The sequence below is a fragment of the Caulobacter sp. 17J65-9 genome, from assembly GCF_010975005.1.
Lineage (GTDB): Bacteria > Pseudomonadota > Alphaproteobacteria > Caulobacterales > Caulobacteraceae > 17J80-11.
Genome location: NZ_JAAIVC010000038.1, coordinates 1 through 26,336 on the forward strand (window position 1 = coordinate 1; position 26,336 = coordinate 26,336).

A 26,336-nucleotide genomic window follows, 5' to 3' on the forward strand; every position below is an offset into this window, starting at 1 on the left:
GGCCCGCACGCTGGCGCGCGGCACCATCGCCAGCGCGGCGGCCCTGATGGCCGAGAGCGGCGCCGAGCCGGCCGACCTGATCGCCCAGGTCGCCTCGCCCGGCGGCACCACGCGTGCGGCCCTGGGCGTGCTGACCGGCGAGGGCGGGCTGGAGCCGCTGCTGCGCGACGCCGTGGCCGCGGCGGTGAAGCGGGCGCAGGAGCTGGCGGGCTGATCTCCCTCTCCCTGTCGGGAGAGGGAGGGGCCCGCGCCGCGCAGGCGGCGTGGGAGGGTGAGGGGCACGGAGGGCGCAGGACGGGGCGCGACCTTACGGCCGCTCGTAACCCCTCATCCTCCCGCGCGGACCTCCGCTGCGCTCCGGTGCGCGGGGCCCGTCCTTCTCCCGCCGGGAGAAGGGGCTACATTGGCCCCATGACCGAACCCGCCGACGACCTTCTGGACCGCGCCGCCGCCGCCGCGCTCGCTCTGGCGGCCGAGCGGCCGTGGGGCGAGGTGGCGCTCAAGGACGTGGCCAAGAAGGCCGACATTCCCTTCGCCGAGCTCTACGTGCGCGCCTCCAGCAAGGCGGTGGTGGTCGACTGGCTGGCCCGCCGGTTCGACCTGGCGGCGCTGAAGAACGGGCACGACGAGGAGGCCACGGCCCACGACCGGCTGTTCGACGCGCTGATGCGCAGGCTGGAGGCGATGGAGCCGCACCGCGCCGCCCTGATCGCCATCGTCGGCGCTGAAGGCGTGGCCGCCGCGGCGCTGCGCACCCCGCGTACGGCGCGGGCGCTGCTGGAAGGGGCGGGCATCGACGCCTCGGGGACGCGCGGCGCGGCGCGCCTGGCGGCCATGACGGCGGTGTGGGCGCGGGTGCTGCAGGTCTGGCGCGACGACGGGGGCGCGCTGAACCGCACCATGGCCGAGATCGACAAGCGCCTGCGCCAGATGAACGACGGCCTGAAGCGGGTGGGGGCGGGGTTTTAATCTCCTTCTCCCCTTGTGGGAGAAGGACGGAGCCCGCGCACCGGAGGGCGTCAGCCCGAAGGTCCGCGCGGGAGGATGAGGGGGCACGCGACGCCGGCCCGCGTTCGTTTCGGCGCCAGCGGCCTAGGGCGGTGCGACCCCTCATCCTCCCGCGCAGGCCTCCGCGTTCCGCTCCGGCGCGCGGGTCCCCTCCTTCTCCCACAAGGGGAGAAGGATCGTGGCCTCGCAATCCGCCCCGCCGCCACCTATGTCGCGGCCCGAATGACCGACGACACCGACATCGACGGCGCGCCCAAGCGCGCCCTTTCCAACGGCCAGGTGCTGGCCTTCGTCTGGCGGCAGTGGATGCGCCGGCCGAAGCAGTTCGCCCTGATCCTGACCTTCATGCTGGCGGCGACCGCCTGCGACCTGTCGATCCCGTGGGCGGCCGGTCACCTGGTCGACGTGGTCTCCGATCCTGTGCGCCGGCCTGAGGTGGCCTGGGGCGCATGGGCGACCCTGACCGGGATCTACGCCCTGTTCTACGGCCTGAGGCAGGGCGGCTTCCGCACCATGAACCCGTTCGCGGCGAAGAACATGGAGGAGATGACCAACGAGGCCTTCTCCAAAGTGCAGGGCTTCTCCTCCGACTGGCACGCCGACACCTTCGCGGGCTCGACTGTGCGCAAGGTCAGCCGCGCCATGTGGGGCTACGACAGCGTCTCCGACGTGCTGATCCTGATGCTGGGGCCGGCGCTGATCGTGCTGTTCGGCCTGTCGATCTCGATGTTCGCGCGCGACCCGCTGGCCGGGGCGGTGAGCCTCGGGATCGTGATGGTCTACATGGCCGCCAGCGTGCTGATCACCACCAAGTGGATCCGGCCCGCCAACCTGAAATCCAACGCGCTGGATTCGAAGATCGGCGGGGCCCTGGCCGACGCCGTCGGCGGGGTGGCGGTGGTGAAGAGCTTCGGCGCCGAACAGCGCGAGGCGGCCCGCTTCGGCCAGACCACCAGCGCCTGGCGCGCGGCCACCATCCGCACCTGGAACCGCTTCGCCGACAACGGCCTGGTGATGAACGTCCTGCTGCTGATGCTGCAGGCGTCGCTGACCGCGGTGATGGTGCGCGGCTGGGCGGCCGGCCGGTCCGAGGCCGGCGACGTCGCTTTCGCGGTGACCTCGTTCATGCTGATGGCGGGCTATCTGCGCAACTTCGGCGACATGGTGCGCATGCTGCAGAAGGGCATCGACGACCTGGCCGACGTGGCCGCCTATCATCGGCAGGACCCGCAGGTGGCCGACCGCGCCGGCGCGCCGGCCTTCCGCTCGCACCGGGGCGAGATCGCCTTCGACCACGTCACCTTCCGCTACAAGAGCCAGCCCAAGCCGGTCTACGAGGACTTCTCGCTCCGCATCGCGCCGGGCGAGCGCGTCGCCCTGGTCGGGCCGACCGGCTCGGGCAAGTCGACATTCGTGAAGCTGATCCAGCGGCTCTACGACCTGGAGGACGGCCGCGTTCTGATCGACGGCCAGGACGTCTCGGCCGTGACCCAGGCGTCCTTGCGTCAGGCCATCGCCGTGGTGCCGCAGGACCCGGCCCTGTTCCACCGCACCATCGCCGAGAACATCGCCTATGGCCGGCCGGACGCCTCGCCGGAGGATATCGTCGAGGCGGCGAAACGGGCCCGCGCCCACGACTTCGTCATGCGCCTGCCCAAGGGCTACGACACCCTGGTCGGCGAGCGCGGCGTGAAGCTGTCGGGCGGCGAGCGCCAGCGCGTGGCCATCGCCCGGGCCTTCCTGACCGACGCGCCGATCCTGGTGCTGGACGAAGCCACCTCGTCGTTGGACGTGGAGACCGAGCGCGAGGTGCAGGCCGCGACCGAGGCCCTGATGGCCGGGCGCACCACCATCGTCATCGCCCACCGCCTGTCGACCATCAGGGGCGCCGACCGCATCCTGGTGTTCTCGGGCGGCCGGGTGGTCGAGGAAGGCCGACACGGCGAGCTGGTCGCCCAGGGCGGGACCTACGCGCGGCTGAACGCGGTGGCGGAAGGGGTGGGGTAAATCTCTCCTCCCCTGCGAAGCGTTAGCGGAGCGGGGGAGGGGGACCGCCGAAGGCGGTGGAGGGGGCGAGCCGCGCTCGCCTTCGTCTGACTTTGATCAACGCTTGGAGTTCATGAGGGAGCGAACCGGTTCGCCCCCTCCACCATGCTTCGCATGGTCCCCCTCCCCCGCTTCGCAGGGGAGGAGCGAGATCACTCCACCGCCGCGATCACGTCCTTGGTGAAGCGCGCCACGTCGAACTGCTCGCCGCCGGGGCCGACGGCGTCGAAGCCGCGGCGCACGACCACCAGCTTCTTCGACGGCACGATGAAGACGTACTGGCCGCGGTTGCCGCGGGCCGCGTAGGTGCCTTCCGGCAGGCCGTCCTTGGGACCGAAGATCCAGAACTGGGCGCCGTAGCCCGGGCCCTTGTCCGGCTGGGCCGGGGCGGGGGTGGCGACGTACTTCACCCACTCCGACGGGATGATCCGCTCGCCGTTCCACACGCCGTCGTTCTGGTAGAGCAGGCCGAAGCGGGCCAGGTCGCGCGCGGTGGTCCACACCTGGCTCGACATGATGAAGTCGCCGTTCCAGTCGGTCTCCGGATAGGTGCGGCGCATGCCGATCTTCCAGAACAGCTCCTGGAACGGGAAGGCCAGGTAACGGTCGTCGTCGCCGACGGCGCTCCGCAGCGCGCGCAGGGCCAGCAGGGTGTCGTCGTTGGCGTACTGCCAGCGCGTGCCGGGCGCCGCCTCCAGCGGCTGGGCCGCGGCCTTTTCGGCCACGGTCGCGCCGCCGACGTAGATCTGGTCGGTGCGGTTGCCGGCCTTCTCGGCGTACAGGCCGCTGCCCATGTGCAGCAGGTTGGCCAGGGTGATCTGGCCGCGCGGGTCGGCGGGCTTGCGCCATTCGGGCACCGGGGCCGGTTCGTCGACCTTGAGCAGGCCGTCGCGCACGCCGATGCCGATCAGCGTGCCGGCCAGGCTCTTGCCGGCCGACCAGGTGCGCTGGGGCGTGTGCAGGTCGTAGCCCTCGCGGTAGCGCTCGGCGACGATCTTGCCGTCCTTCACGACGATGGCCGCGGTGGTCTCCGAGCCCTGGCCGTAGGTGGCGTGGTCGAAGGCCGAGGCGACCAGGGCGTCGACCGCCTTGGCCTTGGCCTTCGGCAGCTTGGCCACAGCGTCGCGGTCGCCCATCGGCCAGGCGAGGCCGTCGGTGCTGGCCGGCGCGGAGACCTTCAGGGTCGGCAGCTTGGCGATGGCGTCGGGGCCGGCCCCGATCGGCAGGGTGGTGCAGCCCAGGTTCGGGCGGAAGGCGGCGATGCGCGGCGGCATGTCCGGCGCGAACGGAACCGACACGGTCTTGGCCTCGCGGTCGATGGTCGCCGGCAGCTTGGCGATCGGCTCGCGGTATTCCGGGTAGATCAGGCCCAGGTCGTCGGCGGTGATCTGCGCTTCGCTCTGGCCGGCGTCGAAGGTCCCGCTGCACAGGAACGAGGCCTTGTAGCCGGCGACCAGGGCCGCGAAGTGGCGCGGGGTCTCCTGGGCGGCGGCGGAGCCGGCCACGAGGGCGATGACAGCGCTGGACAGCGCCAAGGTGGAAAGCCGCATTGTTGGTACGCCCCCGGACTCGATGACGGGCGCATCGGGCCTCGCCAGGGCCGGAAGGTCAAGCCGCCTCCTGCACCACCCGGGCTATTCGAACGGCGTCCGCCGCAGCGCCTCGTCCAGCGGTTCGCCCCCGTCCAGCGCCACGTCCTTCAGCCCCAGCCAGCGCGCCATGGCCGAAAGGTCGACGGCCAGGGCCGAGGCGATGGCGTCGGGGTTCACGCCCGCTTCGGCGTGCGCGGCCTTCACCCGCAGCAGGCCCGCGGCGCGGTCGGATTTCAGGTCCAGCCGGGCGGGGATGCGGTCGCCCTGCAGCCAGGGCAGGACGTAGTAGCCGTGGGTGCGCTTCTCGGCCGGGGTGTAGATCTCCAGCCGGTAGCGGAAGTCGAACAGCCGCTCGGCCCGCTCGCGCCGCCAGACCAGCGAGTCGAAGGGCGAGAGCAGGGCGGAGCCCGCCAGCTTGCGCGGCCGCCGCACGTCGGGGGCCAGGAAGGCCGGCCGGCCCCAGCCCTGCACCGTCGCGGGCTCCAGTTCGCCGGCCCCGACCAGTTCGGCGATACGGGCGCGGGCGTCGGCGACGTCCATGCGGAAGTAGTCGCGTAGGTCGCCCTCGGTCGCCACGCCCATGGCGCGCGCGGCGATGCGGATCAGTTCGCGCTGGGCGTCGGCCGGCTCGGGCGTCGGCGCGTTGGCGACCGCCGCGGGCAGCACCCGCTCGGTCAGGTCGTAGACCCGCTCGAAGCCGCGGCGGGTGGCGGTGGTGATGCGGCCGGACCAGAACAGCCACTCCATGGCCCGCTTGCCGTCGCTCCAGCCCCACCAGGCGCCGACCGCCTTGCCGCCCTCGCTGAGGTCGCCCGCCGCGATCGGGCCGCGGCCTTCGATCTCGCGCACGACCGCCGCGATGAAGTCGCGCCGCTCGGCGCCGAAGCGGGCCACGTTCCCCCAGGTGCCCTGACCGGCCTCGGCGCGGGCCATGCGCCAGCGGAACAGCGGCTGCAGCTCGACCGGGATCAGCGAGGCCTCGTGGCCCCAGTACTCGAACAGCTGCTTCCTGCGGCCCCAGGCGGCGTCTTCCAGCAGGGTCTGCGGATAGGCGCCGAGCCTGGCGAACGGCGGCAGGTAGTGCGAGCGCGCCACCGCGTTGACCGAGTCGATCTGGATCAGCCCGACCCGCTCGAACACCCGCTTAAGGTGCGCCCGCCCGGGCTCGCCCGCTGGGCGGCGCTCAGCCAGGCCCTGGGCGGCGATCGCGATTCGGCGGGCCTCGGCGCGGGAGAGGGAGACGGTCATTGGGGAGATGTAGCGCAATCCTCCCCCGAGCGAAGCGGTGGGGGAGGGGGGAGGATTAGCTACCGCGCCAGCCGCCCGTCCCTCAGGGCCGAGGCCTCGAAGGTGAAGACCACGTTCGGATCCGGCGGCTCGATGTCCTTGGAGATGTTCGGGCAGCCGATCGCCTTCAGGGCGTGGCGGATGATGTTCAGGCGCGCGGCCTTCTTGTCGTCGGCGCGCACGCAGAACCACGGGGCGTAGGCGGTGTGGGTGCGCATCAGCATCTCGTCGCGCGCGGCGGTGTAGGCGTCGAACTTCTCGACCGCGACGCCGTCCAGCGGGCTGATCTTCAGGAGTTTCAGGGGGTCTTCCCGGCGCTCCTCGATGCGCTTGGCCTGCTCCTTGCGCGAGATGTCCAGCCAGTACTTGCCCAGCCGGATGCCGGACTCGACCAGCATGCGCTCGTAGATCGGCGCGTCGCGCAGGAACTGCTCGGTCTGCTCGGGCGTGCAGAAGCCCATCACCCGCTCGACCCCGGCCCGGTTGTACCAGGAGCGGTTATAGAGCACCCACTCGCCGTCGGACGGCAGCTGCTCGCTATAGCGCTGGAACCACCACTGGGTCTTCTCGCGGTCGGAGGGCTTGGGCAGGGCCACGACCCGGGTCGAGCGCACCGAGAGGAATTCGGTGATCCGCTTGATGGTGCCGTCCTTGCCGGCGGCGTCGCGGCCCTCGAACACGCCGACCAGCTTCAGGCCCTTCTCCAAAGCCCAGACGTGGGTGCGGACCAGCTCGACCTGCAGCCGCTCCAGCGCGTCCTCGTAGGCCTCGTCGTCCTTGCGCCCCATCAGCCGGCTTTCCGGAACACGAGCTTGTAGGTCAGCGGCTTGGGCAGCTTGGAGCTGGTGACCGTGGCGGCCATGGTCATGCGCCCGTCGGCGCCGACCGAGTAGACGTTCTTGCGGGTCCCGTCGGGCGCGCCGAAGGTCTGGATCAGCTGGCCGCCGGCGATGCGGTTGCTGAGGTCGAGGACCTCGCCGTCGCGGCGCTTCCACTTCACGGTCGAGCCGTCGGCCGGGCCGACCGCCGGCGGATAGCCGTCGAAGCTGACGCTGATCTTGCCCGGCGGCAGGGTGATGCCGAGGGTCTTGTAGACCGGGTTGGTCTTCATCAGCCGGCTCTTTGCGATCGGACGGATGGCGAAGTTCATCGGGGCGATGGCCTTGTCGACGGCGGCGCCGACGTCGTCGCTGGCGGCCGCGTCGAGCGTCCAGTTTCCGACCAGCGGGTCGGCGGGCGCGGCGGCGAAGAGCAGGGGCGCGGCGGCCAGGGCGGCGAGGGCGAGGCGTCGGTCCAGCATGGCGTTCTTCCTTCGATCGACGCGGAGGGCTAAGTCGCGCGGATGATCCGTCTTCACGTCGAACCTTCGCTCAGCGCCGGCGCCCGTGTCGAGCTTCCGGCCGACCAGGCGCGCTACCTCCTGACCGTCATGCGACTCCAAACGGGCGAGGCCGTGTTGCTGTTCAACGGCCGCGACGGGGAATGGCGGGCCAGGCTGGCCGAGACCTCCAAGCGCGCCTGCGTGCTGGCGGTGGAGGAACAGACCCGCGCCCAGGCCGCCGTGCCCGACGTCGAGCTGGTCGTCGCCCTGGTCAAGCGCGGGCGGCTTGAGACCATCGTCGAGAAGGCGACCGAGCTGGGCGCCGCGCGCGTGCGGCTGGTGACCACCCGGCGCACCAACGCCGACCACACCAATGTCGGGCGGCTCCAGGCCATCGCCACCGAGGCGGCCGAGCAGACCGAGCGCCTGGACGTGCCGCAGATCCTCGCGCCGGAGAAGCTGGAGCGCCTGCTCGACGGCTGGGACGCGAACCGCCGGCTGATGTTCTGCGACGAGGCTGGCGACGACCCGCAGGTGGAGTGGGGCGGAGCGGCCGGGCGGGCTAAGCCGGCGCTCGACGCTTTGCGCGGGAACGTAAGCGCGTCCTGGGCTATACTTATCGGGCCGGAAGGCGGTTTCGATCCCGCCGAGCGGGCGCGGCTGCGCGAGCTTTCCTTCGTCACGCCGGTGACGTTGGGGCCGCGTATTCTCAGGGCGGACACGGCGGCGATTTCGGCCCTGACGCTCTGGCAGGCCGCGCTGGGCGACTGGGACTGAACTACAAGCTCTGCGTTAGGGGCTTGAGCCGGTCGCCTGTTCCGCCCATGTACCGGCGACTGTTGCAATTACGGCGGAGGCGCGAAGCTTCCTCGCCATCTGGGAGTCCGAATTCATGGCCGATGTCGTGCTGGACGACCGCCCGCTGGTCTTCGAGGACCTGGTGGCCTACCTGGCCAAGGGTTCCAAGCCGCGGGACGAATGGCGGATCGGCGCCGAGCACGAGAAGTTCGGCTTCCGGCTGAAGGACTTCCGTCGCCCGGCCTATGAGGGCCCGGACGGCATCCACGCCATGCTGCAGGGGCTGACCCGGTTCGGCTGGACACCGGTGTCCGAGGGCGGCCACGTGATCGCGCTGGAGCGCGGCAAGGCGTCGGTGACGCTCGAGCCCGGCGGCCAGTTCGAACTGTCCGGCGCGCCGCTCAGCGACATCCACGAGATCTGCGACGAGACCGGCAGTCACCTGCGTGAGGTGAAGGCGGTGGCCGACGAGATCGGCCTGGGCTTCATCGGCCTGGGCTTCGACCCGATGTGGCGGCGCGAGGACGTGCCGATCATGCCCAAGGGCCGCTACGACATCATGCGCGCCTACATGCCCAAGAAGGGCACGCTGGGCCTCGACATGATGCTGCGCACCTGCACGGTGCAGACCAACCTCGACTTCGGCTCCGAGGCCGACATGGTCGAGAAGTTCCGCGTCGGCCTGGCCCTGCAGCCGATCGCCACCGCCCTGTTCGCCAATTCTCCGTTCACGGAAGGAAAGCCGAACGGCTTCCTGACCTTCCGCGCCAACGTCTGGACCGACACTGATCCGGACCGCACCGGCATGCTGGACTTCGTGTTCAAGGAGGGCTTCGGCTTCGAGGCCTATGCGCGCTACGCGCTGAAGGTGCCGATGTACTTCGCCAAGCGCGACGGCAAGTACATCGACCTGTCGGGGCGCAGCTTCGAGGCCTTCATGAAGGGCGAGCTGGCCGAGCTGCCGGGCGAGCGCCCGACCCTGAAGGACTGGGCCGACCACCTAACCACCCTGTTCCCGGAAGTCCGCCTCAAGAACTACCTCGAGATGCGCGGGGCCGACGCCGGCCCGTGGAGCCGCATCTGCGCCCTGCAGGCGTTCTGGACGGGCGTCATGTACGACGCCGACGCCCAGGCCGCCGCCTGGGACCTGGTGAAGGACTGGCCGATCGAAGCGCACGAGCAACTGCGCCGCGACGTCACCCGCCTGGGCCTGAAGGCGGTGGTGAACGGCCGCAGCGTCCAGGACATCGCCAAGGACGTGCTCGACATCTCCCGCCACGGCCTGCGCCGCCGCGCCCGCTTCCACGCCGGCCTGGTCGACGAGACCGGCTATCTGTCGGAGCTGGACGAGATCGCCGAGAGCGGCATGACCGCCGCCGACCGCCTGCTGGAGCGCTACCACGGCGCCTGGAACGGCGACGTGACCAAGGTCTACGGCGAGTTCGCGTACTGAGCCTCTGAGTAGCCCTCGTCCTGAGCTTGTCGAAGGACGAGGGCGGCTCCGCCAAGCGTAGCCCTACGGGAAATCCCTGAATGTGCGCCTCGGACGCCGCCGCCTAAGCAGGTGGTGCGCCGAGGCCCGTCCACGTTCGGACGGACCGGCGCGGGGAGCTGCGGCGATGTCCTACGCGACGATGTACGAAATCCTGGTCCTGGCCGTGTTCGCGGCCTTCATGGGCGCGCTGGCCTACGCCCGCTTCATCACCCAGCGCCCGGCGCGCAAGCCGCGCGAAATCTCCAAGCGCTGAACCCGGAGATCCCGGGCCGCCGCCGGCACTGGACATCGCCGCGCACCCGAAATACGCCGACGCTTGATCGTATCTGCGTTACGCGAGGGGGCTCGGCGTGAAGCGTGTTGCTGTTCTGGCGCTTTTGGTGACCTTGGCGGGCTGCGGCCCGAAGGCTCCGGAGGCTGAGGTGTCGCTGGCCGAGGCCCGGAGCGGACTGGTGGCCCGCGCCGAAGCCGAGCATGCGCCGGGCGCGCCTGCGCCCGTTCCGCCGGCCGAGATCTTCAGCCTGGTGCGCTATCCCGCCCAGCCCGGGCTGCTCTCCGCCTATGTCACGCCGTCGCCGGGCGACGGAGCCCGGCATCCAGCGATCATCTGGATCACCGGGGGCGACAGCAACACCATCGACGACCTCTGGCACGAGGCGGACCCGAGCAACGACCAGACCGCGGCGGCCTACCGCAAGGCCGGGATCGTCATGATGTTCCCCTCCCTGCGGGGCGGGAACGACAATCCCGGGCGGCGCGAAGGCTTCTACGGCGAAGTCGACGACGTCCTCGCCGCGGCGGACTACCTGTCCAAGCTGGATTACGTCGACCCGAACCGGATCTACCTGGGCGGGCACAGCACCGGCGGGACGCTGGTGCTGCTGACCGCGGAGTACTCCGACCGTTTCCGCGCGGTGTTCTCGTTCGGGCCGACCGACGACGTCGCCGGCTACGGCGGCGCCTACCTGCCGGGCGGGCTCACGGCCGCCGACATGCGGTTGCGGTCGCCGATCTACTGGACGGCCTCGATCAGGTCGCCCGTGTTCGTGTTCGAGGGCGACGGCCAGGGCAATGCGAGCGCCGTGACCGCCCTGCAGGCGGCCTCCCGCGGCGACCTGGCGCGCTTCTACCTGGTGAAGGGTGGCGACCACTTCAGCGTGCTGGCCCCGACCAACGCCCTGATCGCCGCCAAGGTCCTGGCCGACACCGGTCCGCAGACGAACCTGAGCTTCACCCAAGACGAGCTCGACAAGCCGTTCGCGAGCGCCGGCTAGACCGGCGAACGCTCCACCAGCGGCAGCAGGCGCGAGTCCTCCAGCGCCGCGGTGCGGTGGCCGATGCCGGCCAGGTAGGCGGCGTCCGACGCGAAGGCCAGGAAGCTCTGCAGGCTGGACTGGCGCACCAGCATGGCGGCGTCCCAGCGCTCGTCCGCAGGCCCGATCAGGAACGGCCCGCCGTCGCCGTAGAACAGCAGATCGCCGCCGCTCGCCTTCAGGAAGGGCAGGGTGTGGCGCACATAGCGGTCGAAGGCTTCGGCGCCGCTGATCGGGGCGGCCGGCGCCAGCTCCGGCGTGGCGGCGTAGTCCGCGACCGCGCGAAAGCGCATCAGGTTCAGCATGACCACCGGACCTGCGACCCCGCGCGTGAACAGGGCGCGTCCGGCGGATTCGGTCGGTTCGAGGTGGGGCGTGGCGGCGGTCATGGCGGTTCCTCACAGCTTTCTGCCGTCAATATCGCCCGGGTAAATTGACTGCAATGGTTTCATCCGGGTAGAACCCTGCCGAACTTCACGGAGCCGGGCTGATGGACGCCGCCGATCGAAGGGCCGCCGCCGCGGCCTACAAGGAGCGCAAGACCGCCGCCGGCGTGTTCGCCGTCCGCTGCGCCGCCACCGGCCAGGTCTGGGTCGGCGAGAGCCGCCACCTGGCCACCCAGCAGAACGGCCTGTGGTTCTCGCTGAAGCACGGCAGCTGCATGAACCGCGACGTGCAGGCGGCGTGGACGGCGCATGGCGAGGACGTCTTCAGCTTCGAGCCGCTGGAGCAGCTGGACGCCGACGTCTCCGCCTACATGATCCGCACCGCGCTGAAGGAGCGTTCCGCGGCCTGGCGGGAGAAGCTGGCCGCCGCGCGGCTCTAGGCCGTCTCGATCGCCTGGCTGGGGTCGAGCACGTGCACGCCGATGTCGTCGACGCCCAGGCCCGAGATCCTGTTGACGTAGGCGATCACGCCGGCGCGGGTCTCGACGTCGAAGCCCATGAAGCTGCGCACGCCGCCGGCGTTGCCGTTGCTCCAGAAGAGGGTGCGCTCGGCCGGGCGGATCCTCCGCCAGCCGATCGCCATGCGGATGTCCGGCGCGTCGCCGGGACGGTCGGTCGTCAGCATCGCCGCCGCCGCCTGGGCCAGCGGCGTCTTCGCCTCGCCGGTCCACAGCCGCAGGAACTTCGCCATGTCCTGCAGGGTGGAGAACAGGCCGCCGGCCGGCGCCAGCGCGCCGAGCTCCCACGGACGGGCCGGCTTGAACTCGAGGTCGTAGCCCGGGATCGCGCGCCGGCGCATGTCGGCCGTGGGCGTCAGGGTCGTCTCGTGCATGCCCAGCGGACCCAGGATGCGGCTCTGCAGCAGCTCGGCGTAGCTGCGGCCCAGGCGGTGGGCCAGCGCGTCGCCCAGCAGGCCGTAGTCGAAGTTGGAATACTGGAAAGCCGCCCCCGGCGCGCGCGTGAGGCGCACCAGGGCGAGGTCGGCGTGCAAGTCGGCCTCGGAGTAGCCGGCGTACGGGTCGTCCTGGCTGCGGTCGACGCGGCTGGCCGGGCGCAACGGCAGGCCGCTGGTGTGGGTGGCCAGATCGAGCAGGGTGGCTTCCCGGCCCTCGAACGCGATCGGCGGACCCGGCAGGTGCTTCGACAGGGGATCGTCCAGCGCGACCTCGCCGCGGCGGACAGCGTCGGTCAGCAGCAGGGCGGTGAAGATCTTGGTCAGGGACGCGATCTGGAAGACCGTGTCGGCGCCGGGCCGGCGCGGATCGTCGAGGCTGAAGCGCCCATAGCTGGACACCTCGAGCCGGCCGGCGCGGATCACGCCGACCGCGGCGCCGGTGCCCTGTTTCTCGTCGGCCACGCGACGGCGCAGCGCCTCGACGAGCTCGGGCGAGCCGTCCTTGGCGCGCGCGCTTCCGGCGAAGGCGAGGCTGGCTCCGGCGGCCAGCAGCGCGCGGCGATCAAACAACGGACTCAAACGGACTTCCCCCGAACCGACCCGGCCAAAGTCGCGACTGCGCGAAGCCTGTCAATCGCTGGCGGTCTGGTCGCACGCCGGTCTATGAGGGGCGCGTGCAGCGGGAGCGGATCATGAGCGGCAAGATCTACGTCGGCGTCGGCGGCTGGACCTTCGAGCCCTGGCGGGGGCCGTTCTATCCGGACGGCCTGGCCCAGAAGCGGGAGCTGGAATACGCGTCGCGCCAGCTGACCTCGATCGAGATCAACGGCACCTACTACTCCACCTTCAAGCCCGACAGCTGGATGAAGTGGGCGTCCGAGACGCCCGACGGCTTCGTGTTTTCGGTGAAGGCCAGCCGCTACTGCACCAACCGCAAGGTGCTGGCCGACATGGGCGAGTCGATGGACCGCTTCCTGTCCCAGGGGCTGACCGCGCTGGGCGACAAGCTGGGGCCGATCAACTGGCAGTTCATGGGCACCAAGAAGTTCGACGCCGAGGACTTCGAGGGCTTCCTGAAGCTGCTGCCCAAGGAGAAGGACGGGGTGCGCCTGCGCCACGCGCTGGAGGTCCGCAACCCCAGCTTCGACACCCAGGCCTTCTACGACCTGGCCGCCAAGTACGGCGCGGCCATCGTCTACGCGGTCGACGACGAGGAGCCGAACTGGCCGCGCATCGACCAGCCCACCGCCGACTTCACCTACGCCCGGCTGATGTCCAGCCGCGAGGACGAGCCGACCGGCATGACCGGCGAAGAGCTGGACGCGGCGGCGAAGCAGGCCGAGGGGTGGGCGAAGCGCGGCGACGTGTTCGCCTACTTCATCTCCGGCGCGAAGGTGCGCAATCCGTCGGCGGCCAAAGCCTTGATCGAGCGGGTCGGCCGGCCCGCATGACGAGAAATTAATGTAAGCGGCCGGGCGGTTCCCCCGTAGCGTGCAAACAGCAACGCTTGGAGAACCGTCCGTGATCCCCGTGAAAGGCTACGCCGCGTTCGACGCCGAGACCCCGCTCAAGCCGTGGTCGTTCGAGCGGCGCGAGCCGGATCCGGGCGAGGTGCTGATCGACATCCGCTGGTGCGGGGTCTGTCACTCCGACGTGCACCTGGTGAAGAACGACCTGGGCGGCACGCGCTATCCGCTGGTCCCCGGCCACGAGATCGTCGGCACGGTGGCCAAGGTGGGCGAGGGCGTGACGCGCTTCCGCCCCGGCGACCGGGTGGGCGTGGGCTGCATGGTCGACTCCTGCCGCCACTGCGACGAGTGCGCGGAAGGCCTGGAGCAGTATTGCGACCACATGGTCCCGACCTACGGCGGGACCGACAAGCACGACCAGCCGACCCAGGGCGGCTATTCCACCAAGATCACCGTCGACCAGGACTTCGTCCTGACCATCCCGGCCGCCATTCCGCTGGAGAAGGCCGCGCCGCTCTTGTGCGCGGGGATCACCACCTGGTCGCCGCTGAAGCATTGGAAGGCCGGGCGCGGCACGCGGGTGGCGGTGATCGGCTTAGGCGGCCTCGGCCACATGGCGGTGCAGCTGGCCGTGGCGCTGGGCTGCGAGGTGACGGTGATCTCCACCTCCGACCGCAAGAAAACCGACGCCCAGCGGTTCGGGGCGCACGACTTCCTGATCTCGAAGGATCGCGACGCCATGCGCGCCGCGCGCGGCCGCTTCGACCTGATCCTCAACACCGTCTCGGCCGCGCACGAGATCGGCCAGCACGTGGGCCTGCTGGCCCGCGACGGGACCATGGTGATGCTGGGCCTGACCACCGAGGCCCTGCACGTCAACGCCCTGCCGCTGATCGCGCGGCGGCGCAGCGTGGCCGGCTCGCTGATCGGCGGCGTCCGCGAGACCCAGGAGATGCTGGACTTCTGCGCCGAGCACGGCATCGCCGCCGAGGTCGAGACCATCCGGCCCGACGGAATCAACCAGGCCTACGAGCGGATGCTGAAGAGCGACGTGCGCTACCGCTTCGTGATCGACCTGTCGGCCATGTGACCGGTCGCGCGACACCTCGCCGCTTGGCGCAAGGCCGCACCCGCCTTAAGGGTACTTGCTTGTAAACCCTTACAGTGCGTGATCTCATCCCGCGCTTATGGGGGGCGGCCGTGGGTGTAAATCTCTGCGCCGCCTTGGGAAACGCGAAGGTCGCGCATGAATAATATCGTCATCCTGGTCGGGCTGGTGATCACCCTGGTGACAGGGATCCCCGTCCTGATGCAGATCCTACGGAACCATCCGAAGGGCCTGATCATCCTGTTCTTCGCCGAGATGTGGGAGCGCTTCTCCTACTACGGCATGCGCGGGATCCTGATTTTCTATCTCACCCAGCACTTCCTGTTCGACGACAAGTTCTCGAGCAACCAGTACGGCTCCTACACCTCGCTGGTGTACCTGCTGCCGCTGCTGGGCGGCTTCGTCGCCGACCGTTTCCTGGGCACCCGCAAGGCCGTGGCGTTCGGCGCCCTGCTGCTGGTGTTCGGCCACCTGCTGATGGGCGCCGAAGGCGACCCGGCCAAGCAGCACCTGACCTATGCGGGCCAGCAGTTCGAGATGCAGCTGGAAGGCCGCGGCGCCGATCGCCAGGTGCACATCGTGGTCGACGGCAAGCCCTTCGAGTACAAGGCCAGCCCCGACGGCGGCCTGGAGATCCAGGGCCTGCCTGAAAACGCCTCGCTGCCGCGCGTGCTGCCCAAGGGCGAGTTCAAGCTGACCGAGACCCGGGACCCGCTCTACGTCAACATCTTCTACCTGGCGCTGTCGCTGATCATCATGGGCGTCGGCTTCCTGAAGCCGAACATCTCCACCATCGTCGGCCAGCTCTATCCCGAGGCCGACCCGCGTCGCGACTCCGGCTTCACCCTCTACTACTACGGCATCAACCTCGGCGCGTTCTGGGCCTCGGCGCTCTGCGGCTACCTGGGTCAGAACGTCGGCTGGTGGGCGGGCTTCGGCCTGGCCGGCGTCGGCATGCTGGCCGGCTACGTCGTGTTCGTGCTCGGCAAGCCGCTGCTGCAGGGCAAGGGCGAACCGCCGAACCCGGAACAGCTGAAGAAGCCGCTGGTCGGCCCGATCAACCGCGAATACCTGATCTACATCCTCGGCCTGCTGGGCGTGGGCGTGGTCTGGCTGCTGGTCCAGCGCAACGACTGGGTCGGCATGGCCCTGGGCGCCGGCATCGTCGCTTCGCTGGCCGCGATCGTCTTCATCCTGATGTTCGTCTGCAAGAACTGGATCGAGCGCCAGCGCATGCTGCTGGCCATGGTGCTGATCTTCGGCGCGGTGGTGTTCTTCACCCTGTTCGAACAGGCCGGCACCTCGCTCAACCTGTTCGCCGACCGCAACGTCGACCTGAACATCACCCAGGCTCCGATGGTGCTGTTCAACGGCCTGCTCACCTTCGCCACCGACGCGCAGCTGAAGGCGGCCGGGATCACCCTGTCGAACGGCATGTTCACGCCGACCGGCATCTGGATCGACTCCCAGATCACCGCGGCCCAGACCCAGTCGTTCAACGCCGGCTTCATCCTGATCTTCGCCCCGATCTTCGCGGCCCTGTGGGCCTTCCTGGGCCGGCGCAACAAGGATCCGAACCCGGTGCTGAAGTTCGGCCTGGGCCTGCTGCAGGTCGGCCTCGGCTTCCTGGTGATGGTGTGGGCCGCCAACACCGGCCTGGTCAGCGACGCCTTCCGCATGCCGCTGATGATGCTGGGCCTGCTCTACATGCTGCACACGACCGGCGAGCTCTGCCTGTCGCCGGTGGGCCTGTCGGAGATCACCAAGCTGTCGGTGGCCTCGGTCGTCTCCTTCATGATGGCCGTGTGGTTCCTGTCGAGCTCCATCGCCCAGTACGTCGGCGGCTGGATCGCCGGCATGGCTGGCACCGAGACCGTCGGCGGCCAGGTGCTGGACCCGAAGCTGGCGCTGGAGACGTCGCTGAACGTCTTCGAGATGCTCGGCTACTGGGGCGTGGGCTTCGGCGTCGCCTTCCTCGTGATCAGCCCCTTCATCAAGAAGTGGGCCCATGGGGCGGACGCCGGCTCCGGCCCGGCCGGCCACTAAGGGCGAAAGGGGCGGTCCGCCGCCCCGATCCCGCAAACGCTGAAGGGCGGCGCGCAAGCGCCGCCCTTTTTCGTTGCGCAAACGAAAAGGGCGGGCGACGTCGCCGTCGCCCGCCCTTGATTGGCCGCTCGCGGATTCGGCCTCAGCCGCCGAAGGTGCGCCGCACGCGGAAATAGACGAACGGGTCGAAGTCCAGGTCCTGGTCGGCGACGTAGGACAGCGCGCCGCCGGCCCGCGCGCCGGTCGGGCAGACGTCGGCGGCGCAGTCGTAGACCCGCCGGATGGTGCGGTAGTCGCGCGAGTCCAGGTTCTGGGCCTCCAGCCGGAGGGACAGGTTCGGCCGCAGCCGGTACTCCACGAAGGCGGTGTACCAGGCCCCCAGCTCGATGGTCCGGACCTCGTTGACGTTGAAGGAGGTGAACTCCTTGGCGAGGTAGGCGTCGATCCCCCAGTTCAGCTTGTGCAGCGGCAGGTCCTGGGTGAAGTGCAGCTCGCCGGTCAGCGGCGGCTGGTCGGAGATGCGCCGATCCTCGCCGGTGGTCGGGTCGCTCACCGACGACCAGCTCCAGGTCGCCGCCGCCTTCAGCAGGCCGCCCTTCACCGCCAGTCGCTCCAGCGGCAGGGTCAGGCTGACCTGCACCTGGTCGCTGGTCCCGTCGCCCAGGTTGCCGGCCGCGTCGAACACCTCGTCCGGCTCGGGCGCTACGCCGTCGCCGATGGCCACCGGCACCCGGTCGACCACGTCCTCGATCGCCTGGTGGCGGAGCGTCAGCACCGCCGCGCCGTCCTTCCAGAACCGGCGCTCGTAGGCCGCCTCGTAGGTCCAGGACTGCTCCGGGGCCAGTTCGCGCGCGCCGGCGCTGGTGACGCCGGTGGAGGCGCTGAGCGAGGAGACGAAGTCGCCGAAGTCGAGCTGGCCGACTTCGCGCTCGACCCGCAGGCGCAGCTGGTTGCGGTCGTCCGGCGACCAGGAGGCGACCAGGCGCGGCTTGGGATAGACGAACGAGCTCTCGGCCCCGCCGTAGCTGGTCTGGCTGATCTTCGAGACCTCCACCCGCGCGCCGGCCTCGACCGTCAGGGTCTTGCCGGGTTTCCAGGCGCTGGACAGGAAGCCCTCGCCGCGCAGCTCCTCGACGCGCACGTTCTCGTCGCCGAGGTCCACCGGCGCGCCGCCGACCGTCATGGCCACCGTGCTGTCGAGGAAGTTGAAGGCCGCCTCTGCGCCCCACTCGAACGACAGGGCGTCGGACTTGCGGAAGCGCACCACGCCGCGCGCGATGCTCTCGCCGGCGCGCGCGTCCTCGGTGAAGCGCACGTCGCCGGGCGCGGTCTGGTGCAGCAGGTAGGCGCTGTCGCGCAGCTGCTGGATCAGCACCGTCTGCAGTTCGGTGCGCGGCCCCAGCGCGTGGTCGTACTGCAGGCCCAGTTCGCCATTGATCTGATCATTGTCCTGGCTGGACAGGGCCAGCTGCGGCGAGGGGAGGGTACGCGCCTCGTCCATGCTCCAGCCCCAGCTGTCGTACTCCAGAGTGGCGTTGGCGCTCAGCTTGCCGCCCGCCAGCGGGGTCTGGAAGCCGCCCTTCAGCCGCGCGCCGTCGGCGCCGGCCGTCTCGTCGCGCCAGGCGCGCTCGATCTCGGCGCCGCCGGGGCCGTAACGGACGCGCGGGCCCTCGCCGGCGTCGTCGTCGACATTGGTGTAGGCCAGCAGCGACCCTTCCAGCCGCTTGCCGTCCCAGGTGCGCGAGCCTTCCAGGCGGAGCGCCGGGGTGACCCGGCCGTCCGGATAGTACTGCGTGCCCAGCGCGATCAGGCCGCGGGCGCCCGCGCCCTTCTTGCGGATCACGTTGGCCAGCACGGTCTGGCCCTGCATGTCCACGCCGGGCGCGCCGCCGCGGATCAGTTCGATGCGCTCCACCTGCGAGGCGGGAATGCGGGTCAGCAGGTCGTCCAGGCGGTCGCGCTTGCTGGCCGGGCGTTCGCCGTCGATCAGCACGTTGCCGGCCGCGCCGGCGAAGCCGCGCACCGAGTCGCCGGCGTCGAAGGTGAAGCCCGGCAGCCGCTTGACCATGTCCATGGCCGTGTTCGGCCGGGCGTCGGAGAAGTAGGCCGGCTCGAACGCGATCACGCCTTGGGCGGCCTCGGCCGACGGGGTGTCGGCGGCCTGGGCGTGAGCCTGGGTCGCGGCCGCGGCGAGGGCCACGGCCAGAATGGTGCGCTTCAACTGAAATCCCCCCGAAGCCGGCCCCAACCGGCTACTTCGGCGCAAGTAATGCCCCGAGCTTCACCGGAGGCGCCAGTCGTTCCGCGCTCGGATATGCGATCGCGGTTCGCTGAGCGCGTGCGCCGGGCAAAAAGAAAGGGGCGGCGCTCGGGCGCCGCCCCTTTCAGGTGGTCGCGTCGTTTCGGACGCGGCTCAGAAGGTCCGGCGCACGCGCACGTAGGCGCGCAGTTGCGATTGGGTGGTGAAGCTCTCGACCCCGGCGACCGAGCCGGTGTCGCGCGGCGCGTCGTAGACCGTGCGCTGGCGGGTGAACTCGAACGGATCCAGGTTGTCGACCTCGAACAGGAAGCTGGTCTTGCCGTCCGGCTTCCATTCGACGAAGGCGCTGTAGAAGTTCCAGATGTCGAGGTGCTGGATCTCGTTGTAGCGCCAGTAGGTCTCCTCCCAGCCGCCGAACCAGCCCATGCCCCAGGTCAGCTTCAGGTCCGGCAGGTCCTGGCGGAAGTTGACCTCGGTGGACTGCGGACGCAGGCCCGAGATCGGACGCTTCTCGCCGGTGGTCGGGTCGGTGACCTCGCTGTCGTTCAGCGTGTAGTTCACCTTCAGTTCGCCGCCCTTCACCCGCAGCTTGTCGAGCGGCAGGGTGAGGTCGACCTGCATGGAGTTGTTCACGCCGTCGCCGATGTTGCCGGGGCCGTCGAAGACGCCGATCACGTCGGGATCGGTGCCGGCGTCCGGACCGTCGGGGCCCAACTGCTCGATCGGCACGCGGTCGATGGCGTCGGTGATCTGCTGGTGGCGCAGGGTCAGGACCAGGGCGCCGTCGCCCCAGAAGTGGCGCTCGTAGGCTGCCTCGTAGACCCAGGTCTTGTCGGGCACCAGGCTGGCGTTGCCCGAGGTGAAGGTGCCGCCGCCCAGGCCGTTGGACAGGTTGGCGGAGGCGACGAAGTCGCCGAAGTTCAGCTGGCCGACCTCGCGTTCGACCCGCAGGCGCAGCTGGTTTTCCTCGTTCGGCGACCAGGTCGCGAGCACCCGGGGCTTCGGATAGAAGAACGACTCTTCCTTCTCGACCGTCACGCCCAGGCCCGTGGCCGTGCTGCTGATGGTCGAGCTCTCGAACCGGGCGCCGGCCTCGACGGCGAACTGCTTGGACGGACGCCAGTTGGCCTGGGCGAACACCTCGCCGCGGCGTTCCTCGGCGCGCACGTCGGCCGAGGGCAGGGGGATGTCGCCGCCGTTCTCGGCGTAGCGGACCTGGCTCTCACGGAAGTTGAAGGCAGCCTCGCCGCCGCCCTCGAAGGTCAGGGTCGGCGACTTCTGGAAGCGCAGCACGCCGCGGACGATCGTCTCGCCGGTCTCGGAGTCCGACGTGAAGTAGGAGTTGTCGGGCGCGCTCACGAAGCTGGAGCCGTAGGTGTTGTCGCCCAGCTTCTGCAGCGCCAGGGTCTCCAGCGACAGCCGCTCGCTGAGCGGGCGGTCGTAGTTGACCCCGATCTCGACGCTCTTGTTGATCGACTTCTCGACCACGTCGGTCTTGGACGACGAGGTGTAGAAGTGGTCCTCGTATTTGAAGTCGTTGCTGGCCAGGGCGACGTTGCTGCGGAATTCGCCGCCAAACAGCGGGGTCTTGATCGACGCCTTGGCGCCCAGCGGGCCGCCGTCGCCTTCGGTGAAGGCTTCCTGCTGGCCGGTCACCGCGCCGCTCCCGTCGCGGAAGGTGCGCTGGCCGTGGCCGACCGAGTCGTCCATCGACACGCCGCGCGACAGCTGGCCTTCGATGGTGGTGTCGCCGCTGCGGCGGGTGAACTCGTAGCGCAGGGCGGGCAGCATCTTGCCGGTGCCGAAGAAGATGTGGCTGCCGATCGCGCCGGTCTGCTGGAAGGAGTCGGCCTTCTTGCGGATCACGTTGGCGATCACGTTGCGGCCCTGCATGTCGATGCCGGGGGCGCCGCCACGGATCAGCTCGATACGCTCCACGTCGGCCGCCTGGATGCGGCTGAGCACGTCGCTCAGCGCCTCGGCCTTGCTGGTCGGACGCTTGCCGTCGATCAGCACGTTGCCGGCGGCGCCGGCGTAGCCGCGCACCTGCGCGCCGTTGTCGAAGCTGAAGCCCGGGATCCGGTTGATCATGTCCCAGGCCGAGTTCGGACGGGATTCCGTGAAGAACTCAGGCGGATAGACCGTGACCCCCTGGGTCGCGGCCGGCGCGGCGGCGTCCGCGGTCTGGGCGTAGGCGGGCGCTGCGGCGGCCGCCGCGAGCGCGGCGAGCATGAAGATGCGCTTCAATTTGGGTCCCCCGTGGGAGCCGCTCTGGGGCGGCTTTTGATGTTTCTTGGCGTGAGAGGTGGTGGGCCCGGCGGTTCAGCCGCCGAGGGTTTTGCGGACGCGGATGTAGAAGACGTGGCCGAAGTTCAGGTCGCGGCGGTCGCGGTAAGCGAGCGGGGCGGTGTCGCGCGGGCCGTCCCAGACCTCCTGGACCTGGGTCAGGGGGCGACGGCCGAAGTTGCCGAGCTCGCCGCGGATGCTCAGGTCGGAGCGCGGCTTGTACTCGGCGTAGAGCACGCCCCAGGTGCCCAGGTCGGTGGTGTCGATCCGGTCGAGCTTGAAGTACTGCTCGCGCCAGCTGGTGAAGACGTCGACGCCCCAGGTCGTCTTCAGCCGGGTCACGTCCTGGCTGAAGTGCAGTTCGCTGTCGAAGGGATGCTGGCCGGAGATGCGGCGGGTCTCGCCGGTGGTCGGGTCGACCACTTCGGACGCGCGCCAGGTGCCGTCGCCGCGGAACAGGCCGCCTTTGATCCCAAGCCGGTCCAGCGGCAGGTTCAGGCTGAGCGAGACCTCGTCGTTCTTGCCCTTGCCGATGTTGCCGGGCGCGTCGAACACGTCGAGCACGTCCGGATCGGAGTCGGCGTCCGGGCCGTCGGGGCCCAGCACTTCGACGGGCACGCGGTCGATCACGTCCGACAGCTCGGCGTGGCGCAGGGTCAGGGTGATCGCCCCGTCCTTCCAGAAGCGGCGCTCATAGGCGGCCTCGACCACCCAGGCCTGGCCCGGCTCGATGTCCGGGTTGGCCACGCCGATGCCGGAGGTCGCCAGGTTGGCGTTGGCGACGAAGTCGTTGAAGTTCAGCTGGTCGACCTCGCGTTCGACGCGGAAGCGCAGCTGGTTGTTCTCGTTGGGCGACCAGGTCGCCACGGCGCGGGGCTTCGGGAAGACCAGGGTCTTCTCCAGCTCCACGTCGCCCTCGGACGAGATGGTCGAGGTCTCGACCCGCAGGCCGGCCTCCAGGGTGAGCACGGGCGAGGGCCGCCAGGTGCCGGCGCCGAACACCTCGGCGCGCTTTTCGGTGACGCGCACGTCGGCGGCCGGCAGCGGGATGTCCGTCCCGTCGACCGAGAAGGAGGTCTCGCTTTCCTGCCAGTTGTAGGCGACCTCGCCGCCGGCCTCGTAGGACAGCGTGTCCGACTGCTTGAAGCGCAGCACGCCGCGCGCGACGCTCTCGCCGGACAGCCGCTCCAGCTCGAAGCGCTGCTGCGAGCCGTCGTTGAAGTTCGAGACGTAGTCGATGTTGCGGAGCTGCTGCAGGCCCACCGCCTCGATCGAGGTGCGCGGACCCAGGTTGCGGCTGTAGCGCACCCCGACTTCGCCCTGCAGCTTGTCCTGGACGTCGTGCTCGATCTCGTCGGCGCCGGGCAGGCGGTCGACCGAGTCGTAGAAGAAGCCTTCGCCCAGGACCATGACGTTGGCGCGCAGCTTGCCGCCGGCCAGCGGCGTCTCGAAGGCGGCGGTGCCGACCGACTGCCAGCCGTCGCCCTCGGTGTCCGGGTAGGACTGCAGCAGGACGTTGCCGTCGGCGTCGGTGCGGACGCGCGGGCCGTCGCCGGCCCCGTCGTCGAGGAACTCCGCCACCACGAACGAGCCCTCGAGGGTCTTGTCGTCCCAGCGGCGGGTGCTCTCCAGGCGCAGCGCCAGGTGGTCGCGACCGTCCTCGGTCAGGGTGTTGGACACGCCGATCAGGCCGGTGAAGCCGCTGCCCTTCTTGCGCACGACGTTGACCAGCACGGTCTGGCCTTGCATGTCGATGCCGGGCGCGCCGCCGCGGATCAGCTCGATGCGCTCGACCTGGCTGGCCGGGATGCGGCGGATGATGCTTTCCAGGTTGTCGGTCTTGCTGGCCGGGCGCTCGCCGTCGATCAGCACGTTGCCGGCCGCGCCGCCGAAGCCGCGCACGTTGTCGCCGCCGTTGAAGCTGAAGCCCGGCAGGCGGGTGATCATGTCCATCGCCGTGTTCGGCCGCGCCTCGGTGAAGAAGGACGACGGGTAGGCGATCACACCCTGCGCGGCGTCTTGGCCGGCGGCCGGGGCGGGGGCTGACGTCTCAGTGGCCTGTGCGTGAGCCTGGCTCGCGACCGCCATAGCCATGGCGGCCACCCACATCGACGTTTTCATACTGTCCCCCTCGAACTTTCGCCCGCAGGGTGAACAGCGAAGCTACTGAAGCTCCAATTAAATGCCGGAAAGGTTGATTAAATCGGTGCAATCTTCTCAGAGACATCTGAGGAATTGCTTGTACGGCAAGGCTTCGTCGAATTTCCGACTTGGCGCGCCACCGCGGGGGCGCCGACTTGTCGCACCCGGCCGCGGACAATTTTCGGGCTAGCTGCGCGCCGCGCTCGCCCTGCGGACGCAAAAAAGGGGCGCCCAGCCGGGCCGGGCGCCCCTTCGAGATTCACGGCACGATGTTCGCGGATCAGACCGCGGTGCCGCCCACGGTCAGGCCGCCGATCTTCAGCGACGGCTGGCCGATGCCGACCGGCACGCCCTGGCCGGCCTTGCCGCAGACGCCCACGCCCGGGTCGAAGGCGAAGTCGTCGCCGATCATCTGCACCTTGGTCAGCACGGTGGGGCCGTCGCCGATCAGGGTCGCGCCCTTCACCGGGCGGGTCACCTTGCCGTCCTCGATCAGGTAGGCCTCGGTGCACTGGAACACGAACTTGCCGTTGGTGATGTCCACCTGGCCGCCGCCGAAGTTGACGGCGTAGAGGCCCCGCTTGGTGGAGCTGATCATGTCGGCCAGCTTGTCGCGGCCGCCCTCCATCAGCGTGTTGGTCATGCGCGGCATGGGCATGTGGGCGAAGGACTGGCGCCGGCCGTTGCCGGTCGGGGCCATGCCCATCAGCCGCGCGCTCATGCGGTCGTGCATGTAGCCGACCAGAATGCCGTCCTCGATCAGCACGGTGCGGTTGGTGGGCGTGCCTTCGTCGTCGACCGACAGCGAGCCGCGGCGGTTGGGGACGGTGCCGTCGTCGACGATGGTCACGCCCGGCGCGGCCACCCGCTGGCCGATCTTGCCGGAGAAGGCCGACGTGCCCTTGCGGTTGAAGTCGCCCTCCAGGCCGTGGCCGACCGCCTCGTGCAGCAGCACGCCCGGCCAGCCGGGCCCGAGCACCACGTCCATCTCGCCGGCCGGGCAGGGCACGGCGTCCAGATTGACCATGGCCTGGCGCAGGGCCTCGTCGACCTGGTCGCGCCAGCGGTCCGGCGTGATCCAGGCCTCGAAGCCGGTGCGGCCGCCCGCGCCCGTGTAGGCGCTCTCGCGCTTGCCGTCGCGCTCGACCGTGACCGACACGTTGACCCGCACCAGCGGGCGCACGTCGCGCACGCGGCGGCCGTCGGCGCGCAGGATCTCCACCGAGCGGCGCTCGCCGGCGATCGAGGCGGAGACCTGCACCACGTGCGGGCCCTTGGCGCGGGCGTAGGCGTCGATCTCGCGCAGCAGCTCGATCTTGTCGGAGAAGGCCGGGGAGGCGAGGGGATCCATCTCGCCGTAGAGCTTCTGGTTGGTGGCGCGCGGGGCCTCGGCCGCCACGCCCGAATAGCCGCGCTTGGCCATGGCCGCCGAATCGGCGGCGCGGCGCACGGCCGCTTCGGTGATCTCGTTGGCGTGGGCGTAGCCGGCGCGTTCGCCCGCCACCACCCGCAGGCCGAAGCCTTCCGAGGCGTCGTAGGCGGCCGACTTCAGCCGGCCGTCGTCGAACACCAGCGACTCGCTTTCGGTGCGCTCCAGGAAGAGCTCGCCGTCATCGGCCCCGCTGAGGGCGTCGCCCAGAATCGTCAGGGCTTTGTCGGCCCCGATTTCGGCCTGGTCGAGCAGGGAGGGAACGGCGGCGGAGGCGGTCATGGACAAGGCTCCAGAAGGCGACGCGACGGCCGCCAACATAGGGACCCTCGTTCGCGCGCGAAACCTTGAAGGCTTTTGGCCCGCAATCGCTTGGCAAGGCGCCGTCGAGCCGATATGACCCGCGCCCTGAAGGGGTGCGACTTCACGGCCGCCCGCGCTCGCCTCGTCGAGGCTTGCGTTCGGCCTGAGTCTGGGGGCGTTAGACGTCCCGTACGCCTTAGTAGTTTGGCCGACCTAATGCGGGCCGTGAGGGACATGAAGATTTCGGGAATGGGGATTGGAAAGCTGGCCGCCGGCGCCTCCGTCGCGATCGGCGCCATGCTGACCGCCGGCGCGGCCTTCGCCGAAGAGCGCCTGGGCCAGCCGACGCCGGGGGCTATCAATCTGCAGCCGGCCGCTTCGCCGCTGAAGCACTCGGCGATTTTTTTCCACGACGCGATCCTGCTGCCGATCATCACCGTGATCACGCTGGTCGTGCTCGGCCTGCTGCTGTGGGTGATCGTTCGCTACAATAAGAAGGCGAACCCGACCCCGGCGCGCTGGAGCCACAACACGCTGGTCGAGATCATCTGGACCGTCGTGCCGGTCCTGATCCTGATGGTCATCGCCATCTTCTCGTTCCGGCTGCTGTTCCAGTATCACGACACCCCGAAGGTCGACCTGACCGTGAAGGTGACCGGCTACCAGTGGTACTGGGGTTACGAGTACCCGGACCAGGGCGTCGCCGAGATCACCTCGACCATGGTGCCGGAAGAGAAGACCACCAAGGAACTCTACCGCCTCGACGCGGACGAGCCGATGGTCGTCCCGGTCAACAAGGTGGTCCGCGTTCTGGTCACCGGTTCGGACGTGATCCACTCGTTCGCCATGCCGGCCTTCGGTCTGAAGACCGACGCCATCCCGGGCCGCATCAACGAGACCTGGTTCAAGGCTGAGAAGACCGGCACCTACTACGGCCAGTGCTCGGAGCTGTGCGGCGTCGACCACGCCTTCATGCCGATCGAGATCCAGGTCGTGACCCAGCCGGAATTCGACGCCTGGGTCGCCTCCAAGGGCGGTTCGACCGCGCCGAAGGTCGCCGCCGCCGGCGCCGTTCCCGCCGCGGCCCCGGCC

Annotated in this window: 22 protein-coding genes; 12 read left to right on the forward strand and 10 right to left on the reverse strand. The window is 69.9% G+C overall.

The features are described from left to right. The 3 genes from G3573_RS08290 to G3573_RS08300 all read left to right on the forward strand — a co-directional run. Window positions 1–214, forward strand: a 214-nt coding sequence (locus G3573_RS08290; protein WP_276208699.1) for a pyrroline-5-carboxylate reductase dimerization domain-containing protein, incomplete at its 5' end; no start/stop codon positions are given. Window positions 215–411: 197 nt separating this feature from the next. Then, entirely contained in the window at window positions 412–969 is a 558-nt protein-coding gene (locus tag G3573_RS08295) for a TetR family transcriptional regulator (RefSeq protein WP_163260618.1), read from the forward strand. 261 nt (window positions 970–1,230) lie between these two features. Continuing rightward, the gene (locus G3573_RS08300) at window positions 1,231–3,015 is read left to right on the forward strand and encodes an ABC transporter ATP-binding protein (RefSeq protein WP_163260619.1); all 1,785 of its coding nucleotides are present in this window, start codon (window positions 1,231–1,233) and stop codon (window positions 3,013–3,015) included. A gap of 191 nt (window positions 3,016–3,206) precedes the next feature. Here the strand turns inward: G3573_RS08300 and G3573_RS08305 are convergent, their stop codons facing one another. The 4 genes from G3573_RS08305 to G3573_RS08320 all read right to left on the reverse strand — a co-directional run bounded on the left by G3573_RS08305 (window position 3,207) and on the right by G3573_RS08320 (window position 7,233). Continuing rightward, complete coding sequence (locus tag G3573_RS08305) at window positions 3,207–4,604, reverse strand: serine hydrolase (protein WP_163260620.1); 1,398 nt, start codon at window positions 4,602–4,604, stop codon at window positions 3,207–3,209. Between the two features lie 84 nt (window positions 4,605–4,688). Continuing rightward, window positions 4,689–5,894: a winged helix-turn-helix domain-containing protein gene (locus tag G3573_RS08310; protein ID WP_163260621.1), complete on the reverse strand. Its 1,206-nt coding sequence runs from the start codon at window positions 5,892–5,894 to the stop codon at window positions 4,689–4,691. A gap of 59 nt (window positions 5,895–5,953) precedes the next feature. Next, complete coding sequence (ppk2, locus tag G3573_RS08315; protein ID WP_163260622.1) at window positions 5,954–6,721, reverse strand: polyphosphate kinase 2; 768 nt, start codon at window positions 6,719–6,721, stop codon at window positions 5,954–5,956. Further along, entirely contained in the window at window positions 6,721–7,233 is a 513-nt protein-coding gene (locus G3573_RS08320; RefSeq protein ID WP_163260623.1) for a hypothetical protein, read from the reverse strand. Before G3573_RS08320 ends, ppk2 begins: the two co-directional genes overlap by 1 nt. Window positions 7,234–7,275: 42 nt before the next feature. Here G3573_RS08320 and G3573_RS08325 point away from each other — a divergent pair, with 42 nt between their 5' ends. The 4 genes from G3573_RS08325 to G3573_RS22430 all read left to right on the forward strand — a co-directional run bounded on the left by G3573_RS08325 (window position 7,276) and on the right by G3573_RS22430 (window position 10,821). Next, on the forward strand, window positions 7,276–8,031 hold the full coding sequence (locus tag G3573_RS08325; RefSeq protein WP_163260624.1) for a 16S rRNA (uracil(1498)-N(3))-methyltransferase: 756 nt from the start codon (window positions 7,276–7,278) through the stop codon (window positions 8,029–8,031). A gap of 115 nt (window positions 8,032–8,146) precedes the next feature. Further along, window positions 8,147–9,505 carry a glutamate--cysteine ligase gene (locus tag G3573_RS08330; RefSeq protein ID WP_163260625.1) on the forward strand — a complete coding sequence of 453 codons (1,359 nt, stop codon included), beginning with the start codon at window positions 8,147–8,149 and terminating at the stop codon, window positions 9,503–9,505. A gap of 166 nt (window positions 9,506–9,671) precedes the next feature. After that, window positions 9,672–9,800 (forward strand): hypothetical protein, encoded by a 129-nt coding sequence (locus tag G3573_RS22425; protein ID WP_276208700.1) that lies wholly within the window; start codon window positions 9,672–9,674, stop codon window positions 9,798–9,800. A 97-nt stretch (window positions 9,801–9,897) separates the two neighbouring features. Further along, window positions 9,898–10,821, forward strand: coding sequence for a prolyl oligopeptidase family serine peptidase (locus G3573_RS22430; RefSeq protein WP_163260626.1), 924 nt, complete (start codon window positions 9,898–9,900; stop codon window positions 10,819–10,821). Here the strand turns inward: G3573_RS22430 and G3573_RS08340 are convergent. Next, the gene (locus G3573_RS08340) at window positions 10,818–11,249 is read right to left on the reverse strand and encodes a DUF1330 domain-containing protein (protein WP_163260627.1); all 432 of its coding nucleotides are present in this window, start codon (window positions 11,247–11,249) and stop codon (window positions 10,818–10,820) included. The two genes, G3573_RS22430 and G3573_RS08340, sit on opposite strands and share 4 nt — an antisense overlap. 101 nt (window positions 11,250–11,350) lie before the next feature. Between G3573_RS08340 and G3573_RS08345 the strand changes: the two genes are divergently transcribed. Beyond that, window positions 11,351–11,686 (forward strand): GIY-YIG nuclease family protein, encoded by a 336-nt coding sequence (locus G3573_RS08345; RefSeq protein ID WP_163260628.1) that lies wholly within the window; start codon window positions 11,351–11,353, stop codon window positions 11,684–11,686. Here the strand turns inward: G3573_RS08345 and G3573_RS08350 are convergent. Beyond that, a complete protein-coding gene (locus tag G3573_RS08350; RefSeq protein WP_163260629.1) occupies window positions 11,683–12,780 on the reverse strand; it encodes a serine hydrolase domain-containing protein in 1,098 nt (365 codons plus the stop codon). The genes G3573_RS08345 and G3573_RS08350 overlap by 4 nt on opposite strands. A 113-nt stretch (window positions 12,781–12,893) precedes the next feature. Here G3573_RS08350 and G3573_RS08355 point away from each other — a divergent pair, with 113 nt between their 5' ends. From G3573_RS08355 to G3573_RS08365, 3 genes are all read left to right on the forward strand, one after another. Then, window positions 12,894–13,652, forward strand: a complete 759-nt coding sequence (locus G3573_RS08355; protein ID WP_163260630.1) for a DUF72 domain-containing protein — start codon at window positions 12,894–12,896, stop codon at window positions 13,650–13,652. 70 nt (window positions 13,653–13,722) lie between these two features. Further along, window positions 13,723–14,760 (forward strand): NAD(P)-dependent alcohol dehydrogenase, encoded by a 1,038-nt coding sequence (locus G3573_RS08360; RefSeq protein ID WP_163260631.1) that lies wholly within the window; start codon window positions 13,723–13,725, stop codon window positions 14,758–14,760. 156 nt (window positions 14,761–14,916) lie between these two features. Beyond that, window positions 14,917–16,824 (forward strand): oligopeptide:H+ symporter, encoded by a 1,908-nt coding sequence (locus tag G3573_RS08365; RefSeq protein ID WP_163260632.1) that lies wholly within the window; start codon window positions 14,917–14,919, stop codon window positions 16,822–16,824. A 142-nt stretch (window positions 16,825–16,966) separates the two neighbouring features. On the opposite strand, the gene G3573_RS08370 is transcribed toward G3573_RS08365, so the two are convergent. The 4 genes from G3573_RS08370 to tldD all read right to left on the reverse strand — a co-directional run bounded on the left by G3573_RS08370 (window position 16,967) and on the right by tldD (window position 25,223). Beyond that, window positions 16,967–19,045, reverse strand: a complete 2,079-nt coding sequence (locus G3573_RS08370; RefSeq protein ID WP_163260633.1) for a TonB-dependent receptor — start codon at window positions 19,043–19,045, stop codon at window positions 16,967–16,969. 192 nt (window positions 19,046–19,237) lie between these two features. Beyond that, window positions 19,238–21,331 carry a TonB-dependent receptor gene (locus G3573_RS08375; RefSeq protein ID WP_163260634.1) on the reverse strand — a complete coding sequence of 698 codons (2,094 nt, stop codon included), beginning with the start codon at window positions 21,329–21,331 and terminating at the stop codon, window positions 19,238–19,240. A 75-nt stretch (window positions 21,332–21,406) separates the two neighbouring features. Beyond that, window positions 21,407–23,491 carry a TonB-dependent receptor gene (locus tag G3573_RS08380; protein WP_163260635.1) on the reverse strand — a complete coding sequence of 695 codons (2,085 nt, stop codon included), beginning with the start codon at window positions 23,489–23,491 and terminating at the stop codon, window positions 21,407–21,409. Window positions 23,492–23,792: 301 nt separating this feature from the next. After that, window positions 23,793–25,223, reverse strand: coding sequence for a metalloprotease TldD (gene tldD, locus G3573_RS08385; RefSeq protein WP_163260636.1), 1,431 nt, complete (start codon window positions 25,221–25,223; stop codon window positions 23,793–23,795). Between the two features lie 270 nt (window positions 25,224–25,493). On the opposite strand from tldD, the gene coxB reads away from it, so the two are divergent. Further along, window positions 25,494–26,336: cytochrome c oxidase subunit II (gene coxB / locus G3573_RS08390; protein WP_240454586.1), on the forward strand; the 843-nt coding region annotated here is incomplete at its 3' end.

What these genes read in the sequence shown, in the direction of transcription:
- G3573_RS08295 (WP_163260618.1), top strand. Translation starts at nt 412, where the DNA reads ATGACCGAACCCGCCGACGACCTTCTGGACCGCGCCGCCGCCGCCGCG.
- G3573_RS08300 (WP_163260619.1), top strand. Translation starts at nt 1,231, where the DNA reads ATGACCGACGACACCGACATCGACGGCGCGCCCAAGCGCGCCCTTTCC.
- G3573_RS08305 (WP_163260620.1), bottom strand. Translation starts at nt 4,604, where the DNA reads ATGCGGCTTTCCACCTTGGCGCTGTCCAGCGCTGTCATCGCCCTCGTG.
- G3573_RS08310 (WP_163260621.1), bottom strand. Translation starts at nt 5,894, where the DNA reads ATGACCGTCTCCCTCTCCCGCGCCGAGGCCCGCCGAATCGCGATCGCC.
- ppk2 (WP_163260622.1), bottom strand. Translation starts at nt 6,721, where the DNA reads ATGGGGCGCAAGGACGACGAGGCCTACGAGGACGCGCTGGAGCGGCTG.
- G3573_RS08320 (WP_163260623.1), bottom strand. Translation starts at nt 7,233, where the DNA reads ATGCTGGACCGACGCCTCGCCCTCGCCGCCCTGGCCGCCGCGCCCCTG.
- G3573_RS08325 (WP_163260624.1), top strand. Translation starts at nt 7,276, where the DNA reads ATGATCCGTCTTCACGTCGAACCTTCGCTCAGCGCCGGCGCCCGTGTC.
- G3573_RS08330 (WP_163260625.1), top strand. Translation starts at nt 8,147, where the DNA reads ATGGCCGATGTCGTGCTGGACGACCGCCCGCTGGTCTTCGAGGACCTG.
- G3573_RS22425 (WP_276208700.1), top strand. Translation starts at nt 9,672, where the DNA reads ATGTCCTACGCGACGATGTACGAAATCCTGGTCCTGGCCGTGTTCGCG.
- G3573_RS08340 (WP_163260627.1), bottom strand. Translation starts at nt 11,249, where the DNA reads ATGACCGCCGCCACGCCCCACCTCGAACCGACCGAATCCGCCGGACGC.
- G3573_RS08345 (WP_163260628.1), top strand. Translation starts at nt 11,351, where the DNA reads ATGGACGCCGCCGATCGAAGGGCCGCCGCCGCGGCCTACAAGGAGCGC.
- G3573_RS08355 (WP_163260630.1), top strand. Translation starts at nt 12,894, where the DNA reads ATGAGCGGCAAGATCTACGTCGGCGTCGGCGGCTGGACCTTCGAGCCC.
- G3573_RS08365 (WP_163260632.1), top strand. Translation starts at nt 14,917, where the DNA reads ATGAATAATATCGTCATCCTGGTCGGGCTGGTGATCACCCTGGTGACA.
- G3573_RS08380 (WP_163260635.1), bottom strand. Translation starts at nt 23,491, where the DNA reads ATGAAAACGTCGATGTGGGTGGCCGCCATGGCTATGGCGGTCGCGAGC.
- tldD (WP_163260636.1), bottom strand. Translation starts at nt 25,223, where the DNA reads ATGACCGCCTCCGCCGCCGTTCCCTCCCTGCTCGACCAGGCCGAAATC.